Source organism: Actinospongiicola halichondriae (assembly GCF_049103745.1).
Lineage (GTDB): Bacteria > Actinomycetota > Acidimicrobiia > Acidimicrobiales > Salinilacustritrichaceae > Salinilacustrithrix > Salinilacustrithrix halichondriae.
On record NZ_CP171622.1, the window covers coordinates 2,155,142 to 2,169,573 of the forward strand.

Sequence of the window (14,432 nt, forward strand, 5' to 3'; positions counted from 1 at the left end):
ATTCATGCCGGGCGTGTCGATCGACCGGCACCAGATCATCGAGAGCGCTGCGTCCGGAGCCGAACTGCACGCAGCCGTCGTGGCGCTGCACGGGGTCCACGAAGTTGCGTACCCGTCACTGCGGATGGGGCCAAGGAAGAGTGGCGTCCACCGAACGGGCGCCCATGAACGAAAGCCCGCAGGAGAGGGTCGGCCGAATGTTGCCGGATGACGTGACTGCGCGACTTGGTCGCCGGCGACTCCGCCTGGTCCAGCAAGGTTGGCCCAGCAGCGGTCCGAAGATCTGTGGACCATTGCGGCGGGCCTCAATCTTCTTCCAAGCCCCCCGCTTTCCTCGAACGGCGTATGGTGCCTGGTTGGTGGACTTGGAGGAGCGAGGCGGCCACGTTCTGTTGGGGAGCGGTGTTGTCTGTCTTATTTTCGGCATGGTCATGTACGCGATCGATGCAGACCTGACGGATGCGGGCTTCTCAGCCCTGGGCGGCGTCCTGGTCTTCTCCGGTGCCGCAATCGGCCGGATCGATCACTGGAAGCTCTCAAGAGCGGGGGCCGAGGTCAAGCTTCACCCGCCCCGCAAGCAGAGCGTTGAGATCGCCCTCGCCAATGCTGCGGAGAACGAACCTCCTCAGGAGATTCCGGGCGAGCTGCCGTGGTATGTCGACGCAGCAAGGAACGCGCTTGCAGGTTTCGCAATGGGACACCTGTTGACGCCGACCAACGACGATGACCTCTCAGGCGCTGAGTTGACCCTCTTTCTGTACGACGCTGACGTAGACCGTCTCCGTCCGGTTTCGTTCACTGAACAGGAAGACTCGGCTGCAACAGGGTCCAGGAGTGAGTGGGAGATCGGCAAGGGCGCCACCGGACGGGCCTACGAGACAGGAGGCTTCGTCCTAGTCACGGGGCCGGAGGTGTGGGACACCACCTACGGGCTCACCGACGAGCAGGCCGATCGGTACCGAGCCCTGACGGCCGTGGCGTCAATGCCTGTCCTGAACGCGGCCGACGACGTCATCGGAGTAGTGACGGCCACGACCAAGCTCGAGGGTGGCGGTCCGCTTGTCACCCCGGCTGCGTACGATGACCTCACAGCTCGAACGCTGGCGATTTCCCGGGCACTTGTAGACCTATTGAAGTGGTTCCCCGATCAGTACGGCGAAGGTGATGGCGAGACTCATGGCGACTAAGCACAAGTCCTACCCAGCAACGAAGATCCCCCGCGAGGAGCGCACACGAGCGATGGTGGCCGCCTTGAACGATGGGAAGCGAATCAAGATCACCCCCGGACAGGGACGCGCGATCGTTAGTGGCGAACGGCCGAAGGTTTCGGCCTAACTTCCAGCACGCAATGTCGCATCCCAGGTGGAGCGATCCGGGCGACACCGAAGCCCTCGACTAGCCGGAAGAACTGCGATTGCCGCCTCACGACGATGCCGACGGCGGCGGTCCCATCTCAGGTTCCACATGGACCACCACACGTTCCCGCTGCAGTCCCGTCCGAGCCATACCTGCGAACGCAACCACGGCAATTGCGGCGATGATCACACCGGTCTTCTGGCAGATCTCCCACCAGAGCCCCAGCCGGGTCGCCTCTGACTCTCGGTCAAACTGATCGACCGGAAGTTCACTGATAGGTGGCACCAACGCAACCACGAAGAACACAAGGATGGCTACGCCCGTCAGTCCGATCAGGAACAAGGCGATTGTCGCTGTGCCATTCGGCGTTTCGGCGGGCCACCGGAAGAAGATTCGCGGGAGAACAACAAGACTCAGGGCGACTACAAGGGCGATCGGCAGGGTCACGCCCTCGAGGACCGCTGACTGAAAGCGCACAGCGTCAACGAAATCTCGTTCCTCCTCGATCGCTAGCAGGTATCTCGCAATCGTTGTGAAGAGAATCGCCGTCGACACGAGGATGCTCAGTATCTCCAGGCGGCTCCGCCAAGCCCCAATAGTCAGCTTCTCAGCCATTGCATTGCCCCCCGGCACATCGGCGATGGCAAACAATACCGCCAGCCGAACCAAGGACGCGCCCTGCTCTCTGTCACATCCAGCGCGTACCAGTCGACGACTAGGTAACGTTTCGGAGCGGGCCTGCGTGGTGAGTTCGCCGTGCTGGGACGCTTGATGAAAAGGCGGAAGTCATGTCGGACGCGCAATTCCCCCCTCCTCCCCCTCCACCGTCGCCAGACAAGCTGACGTGGTGGGGACTCGCGAAGGAGTTCGGCGGCTGGGTCAACAGTTGGCCGAAAGCTGGCAAGATCGCGGGTGCCATCGGCGTGGTGATCGTGCTCGCAGCGTCGTTCGGCGCGGACGACACCGAGAAGAACGACGCCACTCCGATTGCCAGCGAGGAGACGACGACAACCGAAGGAATTCGGGGCCTGGTCGACGTCCCCCTCGACGGGCCTTCGTTTCTGACTGATCGCGAGTACGCGGATCTCGTCGAGTTCAGCTGCGACCACCTGGAGTCAGACTCCGACACCGGTCATGTCGGAAAGCTGGTCTACGACGAGGCAGCGTCGATGAGCGCCATGAAGAAGTCCGACACGATCACGCTCGCTCGTCACCTCGAGAAGTCACTTCCCGACACATGCTCAGACGCCGTCAGCGACCACCCCGACTTTCTCAACGCACTCACCGCCGAGGCCCCGGAGACAACGACGACAACGACGACAACGACAACGACGACAACAACGTCGACGACCACGACCACGACTGCTCCCCCGACGACGCCCCCTCCACCGCCCCCACCTACCGCTCCGCCGGAGACCTCACCTCCGCCTCCTCCCCCTCCCAGCGGCCCCGGGAGCAACGCTGACGGCAGCTACAAGAACTGCACAGAGGCCCGAGACCGAGGCGGTGCACCCGTGTACCGAGGTCAACCTGGATACGGGCCGCACCTCGACCGAGACGATGACGGAGTCGCTTGCGAGAACTAGCGGCGACGATCGTCGCTGCCATCCTGATCGCTGCATGCTCGGCATCGAGCGGCCCCGAACAGTCGGCGGAATCTACGGCAGCGACTTTCGAACCCCTCTTCGCTCCGCCACCCACTTTCGCCCCGACTACGACCACCACTCGGGCCGACGATGGTCCTGTCCCTCCCCAATCAACGACAGCGACCACAACCACGACGACGGTAACCGCTCCCGCTTCCCCCCCACCGTCCGTCGACACGCTTCGCATCGCTCCCGAAGAACACAGCGACACCTACGACCGTGGCCTGTTCGGAGCAGGCTGGGCAGACGTCGACCACGACGGATGCGACACACGGTGCGAGGTTCTCGAGGCGGAACAACGAACCGACCTTCCTGGGATGACAACAGGTTGGTACTCGATCTACGACGGCTACTCCACCCCAGATGAGACCGAGCTCGAGATCGACCACGTCGTCGCCCTGGCCGAGGCGTGGCGCTCGGGCGCACACGCTTGGTCGACAAGTACACGAATCGAGTTCGCAAACGACATCGACCTGTCCCAAGCGCTCGTGGCTGTCACCGCAGCAACGAATCGGTCGAAGAGCGATCACGACCCAGCGACCTGGCAGCCGCCGAGCTCACAGGCTTGGTGTGAGTATGCAGACGCGTGGATCACGGTCAAGCTCAAGTGGGATCTGAGCGCAGACCCCGCAGAGGTCGACGCGCTCCGCAACATGCTCGCCAGTCAGAACTGCTAGCAGCGATCTCCGGCGCACCTCCAGCAACGCTGATTAATCGGCACCCGCTCCCAGGTCACGTCGAGACGGAACCAGAGCCCGTCCGTAGTGCATCCGCACACCGTTGGTCCCGGCCGGCCGTGCTCGTCGGCCTCCATTCGATGTCCGATGCTCGAGGGCTCCCCCTGACGTTGAGTCGACCAGACCGGCATCGGTAGATCATCACCGCCAGGTCCGACAGTCAGCCGCGGCGAGCGAGCGCCATCGTGACCGCGGACGGCGAGCAACCGATCTCCGCTGCAACGTCCCGTGCCGTCCGACCTCGGGCCCGTTGATCCATCAGCCACGCAACATCGCGCAACTGCGGAAACTGTGGTGCTGACCTTGTGAACGGCAGACCGTGACGATCGATCGCTCGACGGACCGCCCCCTCACTACACCCAAGCTCCTGCCCAATCGAGCGTGGGCTGCGTCGACTCTCTACGTGCTCGCGCTGCAGCAACTCTCGAGTGAGTACTGAGACGTCGGCCTGCTTCCTGATCCCGAATCGGTGCAGCTGGGTGCGTAGCTCGCCGTTCGTGCAGCCGATCATCTCCTCGAGGTCGACCATCCGCAGCTTCATGTCGACGTAGTGCCGACGAAGCCACACCTCGTCCATCAGCTGCCAGTGATCCTCTGACGCCATGGGCAGATAGTCGCGCACCAGATGTGCCGGGCTCGCGCCGTCCATTCAGGGCAGCGCACCTAGCAATGGCCGCTCGACGCATCCGAGCCGACGTTCGATTCAAGCCCGAGCTTGGCCCGAATGACGGTCGCCGCCGAGCCCGACGGTGGTGTCGGGTTTCCCGAGCTCAAGAAGTCCTCGAACGTCTCAATGTCGGCGCCGTCCTGGGCAAACAGCGCCTCATCCGACACTTCTGCAACGAGGAGATCGAAGTCCTGCTGCATGTCGGCCGGCCACGGTGTAGCCACCAGCTCTTCAATCCACGTCACGAGAGCGTCGGCGATCTCCTGGCTAATGGACAGAACCTCGGACTTGTACGAGTCCCAGTTGGCCGCACTGATGCCGTCTGGGAATCGTGCCGTCGCGGCGACGTACCGTTCCTTCGCGCAATTCGGCGGAGCCACCAACTCGAGATACTTCGCTGCCGCCTGCTCTCTCGTCATCTCCGCCACGGTGGTGGTCGTCGACTCGGTCGTGGTCGTCGACTCGGCTGTCGTGGAGGTCGGTTCAGTACTCGGCGGTTCGGCGCTGTCATCGCCGCCGCATGCGCCCACTGCTACCAGTGCCACAACCAAGACCGCCCGGCCTCTTCCCAGCATGCGCATCAAGCGTTCTCCCAGCTCTGTGTGTCGACTCACGGCGAACCGTATCGACAGGCCGTGACCCGAACCTCAACGGTGTGGTCAAAGTCTTGAAGCGCCCCGGCCATCACGACCGGGGCGCTCTATTGCGTGGCTAGTCGGCGTCTACTGAGACTCCACCAGGCCCCGCTCAGCGAGATCGTCCCTCAGTCCGCGCAACTCCGCCTGGAGAGCCGACAGCGCCGCTAGGAGTTGCCCCCACGCATCGTCCCTTGGGTCGTCTGCCACAGAGGCGCTCATCGCTCGCCCTCCTCGGTGCCCGTAGTCGCAACGAGTGCCACGTCAGGGTGGCTGATGTCGTTGATCCGGAGCAGCGTCCCGTACAGCGCGTTGTAGCCGCTGAGCGAGAACACCAGCGCGTTGATCCCGTCGGAGATATCGGACTCAGCGAGCTCGTCGTGCTCCTCCATCATCCGGTGGTAGTCACCTTCCGCCTTCCGCCTGAAGTCGGACGCTCCCGCGGCGAACCGCTGTGCCCGGGTCACATACTCGATCAGCTTGTTCTCGAGCTCGCTGAGTCCCGTTCGGATCTCATCTGCCTCCCTCCGCAACTCGAGCGGGGTGAGCGCCTCGGTCCAGTTCGTCGCCTGGGGCTCGGTGGTGGTCATGGTTCTGTCTCCCTTTGCTCTGACGTAGAGCAAGAGATTCGACCGAGACGGTGAACCGTCACCTGCGCTTTCGTTGGCTAGCACAGCGCTAATCCCGTAGGGCTTATGAGTCGCGTGCTCTGACCAACTGAGCTACAGGCCCTGGGGCGCATGCTACGGACCCTCGCTCGGCCCGGCCGACATCGACTTCGATGGCACGTCGACCCGGGTGGTGCTGGAACCGGCTTCTCCGTTCTGGGTTGCGATTTCGCGCGCCCACGCGCTCCTTCGCAGCTCAGAACGACCGGGACACTGTTCTGGGTTGCGATTCCGCTCAGTGACGCGCGTATTCACAGCCCAGAGACGACCTGATCGGCCACCTCAGGAAATCGCGCACGCCGATGTCGCTCCGACACTGCACCACCAGCGAGCAACACACGCCCCCGACGCGGAGGAGCCGGCCCCAGGGACCGGCTCTCTGCTGTTTGCTGGCTCCGGGGGTGGGGCTCGAACCCACGACAAACTGATTAACAGTCAGTTGCTCTGCCAGCTGAGCTACCCCGGAAGGAATCGCCGACGATAGCAATCTCTCCGGTTCGCCCCCGAACCGGGTTGTCTCACCCGTCGAGGTAGTCGCGCAGCTTCTGGGACCGATGGGGGTGGCGGAGCTTGGCCAGGGTCTTCGACTCGATCTGGCGGATCCGCTCGCGGGTGACCCCGAACTCCTGTCCGACCTGTTCGAGCGTGCGGGCCTGGCCGTCGACGAGACCGAAGCGAAGACGCATGACCTCGCGCTCACGGTCGTTGAGCTCGTCGAGCGCTTCGAGCACGGCTTGGTTGAGGAGCATGCGGGCCGCGGCGTCGGCAGGCATGTCGACGTTGTTGTCCTTGATGAAGTCGGCGAGGTTGGAGTCGTCCTCCTCCCCCACCGGCGAGTCGAGCGACAGTGGGTCCATCGAGATCTGCTGGATCTCGCGGACTCGGTCGACGGTGAGGTCGGCCCGCTCGGCCAGTTCCTCGACGGTCGGCTCTCGTTCGAGCTCCATCAACATCGTGCGCTGGATGCGATGGACCTTGTTGATCGACTCGACCATGTGCACCGGGATGCGGATGGTGCGGGCCTGGTCGGCGATCGCCCGGGTGATGGCCTGACGGATCCACCACGTGGCATAGGTCGAGAACTTGAAGCCCTTGGTGTAGTCGAACTTCTGGACCGCCCGCATCAGGCCGAGGTTGCCCTCCTGGATGAGGTCGAGCAGCTGCATGCCTCGGCCGACGTAGCGCTTGGCGATGGAGACGACGAGACGGAGGTTGGCCTGGATCAGCTCGCTGGTGGCGAGGTCGCCGTCGCGCACCCACCGCTGCATCTTGCGACGTTCCTGGAACGGGAGCGTGTTGAGTTCGTCGCCGGCAGCGAGATCGGCCAGGCGCTCCTTGGCCATCTCGCCCTTCTCGATGCGCTTGGCGATCGACACCTCTTCGGCCCCGGTGAGCAGCGGCACCCGGCCGATCTCTCGCAGGTACATGCGGACCGAATCGCTGCTGCCACCCGCACCGGTCTTCACCGTCTTGATGGTGCGCGCCGCTGCCCGCCGCTTGCGCGCACGGGCGACCTCGTCGGCCGGGGTCAGGTCCTCGTCGGGTCCTGCGCCTTCCTCGACCCCCTCGTCGAGCACGACGCCGGCGCGATCGCACGCGGCCTTCAACGCGGTGAGGACGTCGGCGGTCAGTTCGACCCGCAGCTTCATCATCGCCATGTCGAGGTGGATCGAGCCGTACTGCCGCGCGTCTTCGACGAGCTGATCGATCAGCTCTGTCGGAACCCCCGTGTCCTCGGCGATCTGGCTCATACGTCCCCCTGTCGGGACACGAAGGTTAGCAATTCCCTGGCCGCTGCATCCCGGCCGTCCTTGCCGCCAGCGACCTGGTCGACGAGACGGGCCAGCGTGGTCAGGATCTCGAGGTCGGGCTCGGCTCGCGACCGCTCGACCGAGAGGTGCTTCAGACCGATCGAGCGGATCAGCAGCATCACCGGATCGAGCGCGTCGTCGACCGGCTCCTCGACCGCCAGCTTCGACAGGAGCGCAGCGACGTCGGGGGGCGACGAGTCGATCGCCTCGTGGATCGTGGCCGACTCGACCAGCATCCGATACGCATCGAGATGGATCGGTTCGTCGAAGAGCGCCTCGTCGAGCCAGTCGATCACGTCTTCGGGCCGGTTCACAGCGAGGCGGAGCACCTCGAGCGCCGGCGACCCGATCGAGCCGTTGCGGCCAGGGGTCGAGACCTGCCGACGCGGGTCGTCCCCGGGCTCCTCGTCGCCCATGCCGGGCTCCCGCGGACCGGGGTCGCCGTCGCCTCCGTCTTCGTTCCGTGGCTTGCGGCGCGGCTCCTCGGCCGGGGCGCGGCGTTTGACCTTGCCCGACCGGAGTCGGTCACGCAGTCGCTCGACGTCCACTCGACAGCGGTCGGCCACCTGCATCAGGTACTGGTCGCGTACCAGGTCGTTGGGGTGTTCGACGATCACCGACAGGGCGTCTTCGGCAGCACGAGCCCGATGCTCGGCGGTCGAGAGGTCGGCGGCGTCGAGGATGCGATTCAGTCGGAACTCGAGGAAGGGGCGCGCATCGGCGACCGCCTTCACGAGACCCTCCGGGTCGTCGCCCGCCATGTCGCCGGGATCGACCCCCGGCGGCAGCGCTGCGACCACCACGTCGAGGTCGAAGCGAGCCTCCCACTGGTAGAAGCGATCGGCTGCCGCCTGCCCGGCGGTGTCGGCGTCGAAGGCGAGCACGATCCTGCGAGCGAACTTCCGCAGCATCTGCACGTGCTCGTCGGTGAGGGCGGTCCCACAGGTGGCGACGGCCCGAGGCAGGCCGACGCGGAAGAACGCCGTGACGTCGGTGTACCCCTCGCACACCACGACCTCGTCGGCCTCGACGATCCCGGCCTTGGCTCGATCCAGCCCGAAGAGGACCCGCGACTTGTCGTACAGCGGCGTCTGGCGGGTGTTCATGTACTTCGCGCCCTCGGCGCCCGGCATGATCCGGCCACCGAAGCCGAGCGCGTGCCCGTCGCTGTCGTGGATCGGGAACAGGAGCCGACCGCGGAAGAAGTCGTATGGCCGGCCCCGGCTGTTGATCCCGCCGAGTCCGGTGCCCTCGAGGTCCTTCTTCGACATCTTCAGCGCGCTCGTCAACTGGTCCCAGGAGTCGGGCGCCCAGCCGAGCTTCCACGCCTTGACCTCCTCGGCGTCGAACCCGCGGCTGCGGAGGTACTTGCGGGTCGCTGCGGCGTCGGGGGCCTCGAGCAGGCGCCGGTGGTAGAAGTCCTCGGCCTTCTGGACGATGTCGATGAGCCGTTTGCGTTCGGCTCTGGTCCGGTTCTCGCCCTCGTTGTCGTACGTCAGGCTGATCCCGACCTTCGACGCCAGCCGCTCGACGGCCTCGACGAAGCCGAGGTGCTCCTGCTCGCGCACGAAGGTGATGGCGTCGCCGGAGGCCTGGCAACCGAAGCAGTGATAGAGCCCGTCGACCGCGTTGACGTAGAACGAGCCGGTCTTCTCCGCGTGGAACGGGCACAGGCCCCGATACCGCTGCCCGACCTGTTTCAGCTGGACGTACTCGCCGATGAGACCGACGATGTCCGTGGTCGCCCGGACTCGGGCGATGTCCTCGTCGCGGATGCCCACAGGAAGGGTCTAGTCGGTCGGGATCGAGGCGAGGGCAGCCTCGAGGTCGGCGACGAGATCGGACGCGGACTCGATGCCGACCGACAGGCGCACCAGGTCGTCCGGGACCTCGTTCGCGGTCCCCGAGACCGACGAGTGCGTCATCAGACCGGGATGCTCGATCAGGCTCTCGACCGCACCGAGCGACTCCGCCAGCGTGAACACCTCGGTCGACTCGCACAGGGCGCGCGCTGCCGCCACACCGCCGCGCATCCGCAGGCTCACCATGCCGCCGAACCCGCGCATCTGGCGGGCTGCGACCTCGTGGCCGGGATGGTCGGGGTCGCCGGGCCAGAGCACCGAGGCGACCGCAGGGTGCGAGGACAACATCTCGGCCACGACGGCAGCGTTCTCGCAGTGCCGTTCCATGCGCAGGTGGAGCGTCCGGCACCCCCGATGGACCAGGTACGAGTCGAACGGTCCGGGGACCGCTCCGGCAGCGTTCTGGATGAAACCGATGCGCTCGCCGATCGCGGCGTCGTTGGTCGCCACGAAGCCACCGACGACGTCGGAGTGGCCGCCGAGGTACTTGGTGCTCGAGTGGAGGACGAGGTCGGCGCCGAGCGCCAGCGGCTGCTGGAGCGCCGGCGTGGCGAAGGTGTTGTCGACCGCGACCAGGGCGCCACGCTCGTGGGCGTAGGCCGCCACGGCCTCGATGTCGACGATGCGCAGCAGTGGGTTGGTCGGCGTCTCGATCCAGACCAGCTTCGTGGTGTCGGTCCATGCAGCACGGACGGCATCGATGTCGGTGAGGTCGGTGGTGGCGACGACGAGACCAGTCGGCGCGTGGACCTGACGCGCGAGCCGGAACGTGCCGCCGTAGGCGTCGTCAGAGAGGAGCAGCGCGTCGCCCGGTGCCAGCATGCGCAACACGGCGTCCTCGGCGGCGAGCCCGGACGAGAACGCGAAGCCCTGCGATGCTCCCTCGAGCAGCGCGACATGGCGCTCGAGCGCAGCGCGGGTCGGGTTGCCCGACCGGCTGTACTCGAAGCCACTGTGCTTGCCGACGGCGTCCTGGGCAAACGTCGACGAGAGCGAGACGTTGGGGACGACGGCCCCGGTCTGTGGGTCGGGACCTCCGGCCCCGTGCACGCAATCGGTCTCGAACTCACTCATCGGACTGCCTCCCGACCGAACGGAGTACATCGGATCGTGTGATGACTGCCACCGGATGGCCGGCGTCGAGGACGAGTGCGGCCGACGCCGTCTCCAGCGTCTTCACCGCCTCGCCGATGGGCTCGCCGAGGCCGAGCGTGGGAAGCAGCGGACCGACGACGTCGGCAACCGGCCGGTCGAGCACCGTGGGATCCGACATCACCGCATCGAGGAGGTCGACCTCGTTGACCGAACCCATGACCTCGCCCAGGACCACGGGCGGCTCGGCCTTCACGACGGGCAGTTGGCTCACACCGAACTCCCGCATGATCTCGATCGCGGTCCGCACCGTCTCCTCCGGATGGGTGTGCACCAGCAGCGGCAGTTCGCGATCGCGGCCCTTCAGCAGGTCCTCGATGAGCGGTCCGCTCGAACGGAGGAAGCCGTGATCCGACATCCACCGGTCGTCGTAGAGCTTGGACAGGTAGCCACGTCCCGAGTCCGGGATGTGCACCACCACGACGGCGTCTTGAGGCAGGTCGTGGGCGATGTGGAGGGCAGCGGCGATCGCCGTCCCACCCGAACCTCCGATGAGCAACCCTTCGGAGCGGGTCACGCGACGGGCGGTGGCGAACGACTCGGCGTCGCTGATGGGCACGATCTCGTCGGCGATGTCCGGGTCGTAGGTGCTGGGCCAGAAGTCCTCGCCGATGCCCTCGACCAGATACGGCCGGCCGGTGCCTCCGCTGTACACCGAGCCCTCGGGGTCGGCGCCGATGATCTTGATGTCGGGGTTCTGTTCCTTGAGGTAGCGACCGATCCCGGTGATCGTCCCGCCCGTCCCCACGCCGCACACGAAGTGGGTGATGCGCCCCGCCGTCTGGGCCCAGATCTCGGGGCCGGTGGTGTCGTACTGGGCCTGCGGATTCTGGGGGTTGTGGTACTGGTCGGCCTTCCAGGCGTTGGGACGCTCGCGCGCCAGACGATCCGAGACCGAGTAGTACGAGTCCGGGTGTTCGGGCTCGACGCTCGTCGGGCAGACGACGACCTCGGCGCCATAGGCACGCAGCTGCGCGATCTTGTCGGGCGCCACCTTGTCGGGGCACACGAAGACGCAGTCGTAGCCACGACGTGCGGCGACGATGGCCAGACCGACGCCGGTGTTCCCGCTGGTCGGCTCGACGATCGTCCCGCCCGGCTTCAAGACGCCCTCGCGCTCGGCGGCGTTGATCATCGCCAACGCCGGACGGTCCTTGCTCGAGAAGCCCGGGTTGAAGAGCTCGAGCTTGGCGAGCAGCGTGCAGTCGAGGTTCTTGGCCGTCCGGTCCAGGCGCATCATCGGCGTGTCGCCGATGAGCTCGATCAGGTCTTCGGCCACGTCCATGGCCGGTCCCGGGTCGGTGACCCAGCGTCGACCGACACCGGCGTCGACGGTGACGTCGGCATCGGTGTGGAGCACGACCGGCAGACCGTGGGCGTGGAGGTCGCCCGCGAGGTCGGCCGCCGCCTGGTCGGCGCCGAGGACGTGCACGCGCGGCGGCAGGTGCGGGCGGAGGTCGGCGATCAACGGCTCCGAGGGCGCGCCGGGTTCATGGGTGACGACGCGGCGGACTCGGGCCCGCAGGCGGGCTGGGATCTCGATGTCTCCGACGGCGACGAGTTGGTCCACGCCGCCAGTGTGCCGTCTCGGAGCGTGCTTCGTCGTCGGATCAGGGATGGACGGCGTCGAGGAACCGGCCGACCAGGAGGTTCCAGAGTTCCGGGTCCTCGAAGTAGGGCGAGTGCCCCGAGCCCGGGACCTCGACGAACCGGGCGTCCGGCAACAGGTCGGCCGCAGCTCGGATCACGGCGGGGGGCAACAGCGGATCGCGTTCGCCCACGAGGCACAGCACCGGGCACGTCACCTTCTCTGCCTCGGCGGCGTCGTGGGTCGTCTCGAACAACCGCCCCATGAGTGTCGGGGCATCGATCGTCCCGAAGTCACCGATCAGTTGGTACAGATGCGCTCGCGCCGGATCGCGGTCGCGGAGCGAAGCGTCGATGGCGGGGTGCAGGCCGAGTTCGGTGAAGTCGGTGCCCGTGGCCTCGGCTCGTCGGGGGGCGGCGAACCCTGCATCGACAGCATCGGAGGTCAGGCCGCCGTGGGAGTCGGCCAGGACGATCGAGTGGGCGAACCCCGGACGTGTGAGCTCGGCGCCGAGCACGGTCCATCCGCCCATCGACTGCCCGACGAGATCGGGATGTTCGATCCCGAGGTGGTCGCAGATCGCGAGCAGGTCGCCTGCCGCGACAGCGGGCCCGCTCCTGTCGGCGCGATCGGTCGAGTTGCCGAAACCGCGATGGTCCCAGCTGACGACCATCCGGTCGGTGGCGAAGTGGGAGACCTGCTGGAACCAGATGGCGTGATTCCCGCCCAGTCCGTGCGAGAGCACCAGCGGGGGCCGAGTGTCTCGGTGCTCCTCACCGACGACCTCGACGAACAACGCCTCATCGTCGTGGTCGACGACGAGGGTCCGACGGGACAGCACCGGATTCGCGACCGCTGCAGGAGGACGGGAGCGAGGTCGATCGGCGATGCACTCCATCTCCACACGGCCGCCGAGCGCCAGGTCGCAGCCGCCCACGGTGATGCGGGCCGGCGGGGTGCCGTCGCCGAAGAACGCCGAGTAGGCGTCGTTCATCTCGCCGAACTCGGCCATGTCGACGAGGAAGACACTCACCTTCGCGACGTCGGCCCACGACACGCCGGCGGCTTCGAGGATCTGCCCCATGTTCTCGAGCGTCTGGGTGGTCTGGGCGGCGATGCCGTCGGCCAGTTCGAGGCCGGTCGTCGTGCCGAGCGTTCCCGAGACGAAGAGGGTGTCGCCGGCCTGGCCGGCGTGGGAGAACTGTGGGAGACGACCGAGGCCGTCGACGACGATCCGCTCTGCGGGCATCGCCGGAAACTAGTCGTGCAGGCCCGGGCTGCTGTCCGGCTCGGTCTCGGGGTCGGGTGTCTTCTTGATCGACGCCACGATCGCCAGCGTCAACACGAGGGCGATGACCAGGAGCGAGGCGAACGTGGGCACGTGGTACAGGTTGCTGATCAGCATCTTGATGCCGACGAACGCCAGCACGACGGCGAGGCCCTGCTGCAGGTAGGCGAACCGGTTCCGCATGTCGGCGAGAAGGAAGTACAGGGCTCGGAGGCCGAGGATCGCGAACGCGTTCGACGAGAACACGATGAACTGCTCGTGGCTCACAGCGATGATCGCCGGGATCGAGTCGACGGCGAAGACCACGTCGGATGACTCGATCACGATCAGGACTGCGAGCAGCGGCGTGGCCAACCGCTTGCCGTTCTTCACCGTGAACAGGTTCTGCCCGTCGTACTCGGTCGTCGACGGGACGAGTCGGTTCACCAACTTGAGCAGCGGGTTGTCCTCGGGGTGGAGTTCCTCGTGGCTCGGTCGTAGCAACTTCACGGCGGTGTAGAGCAGGAACGCACCGAAGACGTAGATGATCCACTCGAACTGTTCGATGAGGGCGACGCCGCCGAAGATGAACAGGGCTCGCAGGACCAGCGCACCGAAGATGCCCCAGAACAGCACCCGGAACTGATACGCCTGCGGCACGGCGAAGTAGCTCATGATCAACGCCCACACGAAGACGTTGTCGATGCTGAGTGACTTCTCGATGAGATAGCCGGCGTAGTACTCGCCGGCAGCATCACCGCCCTGCCAGGCGAGGATCACGAGACCGAAGAGCAGACTGATCGCGATCCACACGGCCGACTCGATGGCGGCCTCACGCGTGGTGATCACGTGCGCGGTCCGGTGCACGAGCAGCAGGTCGACCAGCAACAGCACCGCGACGAGGGCGGTGAAGGCGGCCCACACCCACAGTGGAACGTCGAAGTCGACGAAGTTCGCCTTCGAGCCGGATTCGGCGGCGACGATCTGGAGCATCGGCGAGAATCTACTCGTCGTCCAGCGCGGCGAATCAGTCGTTGCCCCGG

At 66.1% G+C, this 14,432-nt stretch carries 13 protein-coding genes and 1 tRNA gene; 3 read left to right on the forward strand and 11 right to left on the reverse strand.

Features of this window, described 5'->3' with window-relative positions:
* Nucleotides 1-359: 359 nt before the first annotated feature.
* A complete protein-coding gene (locus AB8619_RS10665; protein ID WP_436792619.1) occupies nt 360-1,187 on the forward strand; it encodes a hypothetical protein in 828 nt (275 codons plus the stop codon).
* Nucleotides 1,188-1,422: 235 nt separating this feature from the next.
* On the opposite strand, the gene AB8619_RS10670 is transcribed toward AB8619_RS10665, so the two are convergent.
* Nucleotides 1,423-1,971, reverse strand: coding sequence for a hypothetical protein (locus tag AB8619_RS10670; RefSeq protein WP_436792620.1), 549 nt, complete (start codon nt 1,969-1,971; stop codon nt 1,423-1,425).
* Nucleotides 1,972-2,282: 311 nt separating this feature from the next.
* Between AB8619_RS10670 and AB8619_RS10675 the strand changes: the two genes are divergently transcribed.
* Entirely contained in the window at nt 2,283-2,942 is a 660-nt protein-coding gene (locus AB8619_RS10675) for an excalibur calcium-binding domain-containing protein (protein ID WP_436792621.1), read from the forward strand.
* Nucleotides 2,943-3,319: 377 nt separating this feature from the next.
* Nucleotides 3,320-3,679: a GmrSD restriction endonuclease domain-containing protein gene (locus AB8619_RS10680; protein ID WP_436792622.1), complete on the forward strand. Its 360-nt coding sequence runs from the start codon at nt 3,320-3,322 to the stop codon at nt 3,677-3,679.
* 220 nt (nt 3,680-3,899) lie between these two features.
* On the opposite strand, the gene AB8619_RS10685 is transcribed toward AB8619_RS10680, so the two are convergent.
* From AB8619_RS10685 to AB8619_RS10730, 10 genes are all read right to left on the reverse strand, one after another.
* The gene (locus tag AB8619_RS10685; RefSeq protein ID WP_436792623.1) at nt 3,900-4,388 is read right to left on the reverse strand and encodes a hypothetical protein; all 489 of its coding nucleotides are present in this window, start codon (nt 4,386-4,388) and stop codon (nt 3,900-3,902) included.
* A 14-nt stretch (nt 4,389-4,402) separates the two neighbouring features.
* A complete protein-coding gene (locus tag AB8619_RS10690) occupies nt 4,403-5,020 on the reverse strand; it encodes a hypothetical protein (protein WP_436792624.1) in 618 nt (205 codons plus the stop codon).
* A 239-nt stretch (nt 5,021-5,259) separates the two neighbouring features.
* Nucleotides 5,260-5,631: a hypothetical protein gene (locus tag AB8619_RS10695; RefSeq protein WP_436792625.1), complete on the reverse strand. Its 372-nt coding sequence runs from the start codon at nt 5,629-5,631 to the stop codon at nt 5,260-5,262.
* A 468-nt stretch (nt 5,632-6,099) separates the two neighbouring features.
* Nucleotides 6,100-6,175, reverse strand: a tRNA-Asn gene (locus AB8619_RS10700).
* Between the two features lie 52 nt (nt 6,176-6,227).
* Nucleotides 6,228-7,367, reverse strand: coding sequence for an RNA polymerase sigma factor RpoD (gene rpoD, locus AB8619_RS10705; RefSeq protein ID WP_436796372.1), 1,140 nt, complete (start codon nt 7,365-7,367; stop codon nt 6,228-6,230).
* 89 nt (nt 7,368-7,456) lie between these two features.
* Nucleotides 7,457-9,301: a DNA primase gene (gene dnaG / locus AB8619_RS10710; protein WP_436792626.1), complete on the reverse strand. Its 1,845-nt coding sequence runs from the start codon at nt 9,299-9,301 to the stop codon at nt 7,457-7,459.
* Between the two features lie 9 nt (nt 9,302-9,310).
* Nucleotides 9,311-10,456 (reverse strand): cystathionine gamma-synthase, encoded by a 1,146-nt coding sequence (locus AB8619_RS10715; RefSeq protein ID WP_436792627.1) that lies wholly within the window; start codon nt 10,454-10,456, stop codon nt 9,311-9,313.
* On the reverse strand, nt 10,449-11,819 hold the full coding sequence (locus AB8619_RS10720) for a cystathionine beta-synthase (protein WP_436796373.1): 1,371 nt from the start codon (nt 11,817-11,819) through the stop codon (nt 10,449-10,451). The genes AB8619_RS10715 and AB8619_RS10720 overlap by 8 nt, the downstream gene beginning before the upstream one ends.
* Nucleotides 11,820-12,144: 325 nt before the next feature.
* Nucleotides 12,145-13,371, reverse strand: coding sequence for an alpha/beta fold hydrolase (locus AB8619_RS10725; RefSeq protein WP_436792628.1), 1,227 nt, complete (start codon nt 13,369-13,371; stop codon nt 12,145-12,147).
* Between the two features lie 9 nt (nt 13,372-13,380).
* Entirely contained in the window at nt 13,381-14,382 is a 1,002-nt protein-coding gene (locus AB8619_RS10730; protein WP_436792629.1) for a TerC family protein, read from the reverse strand.
* Nucleotides 14,383-14,432 lie beyond the last annotated feature (50 nt).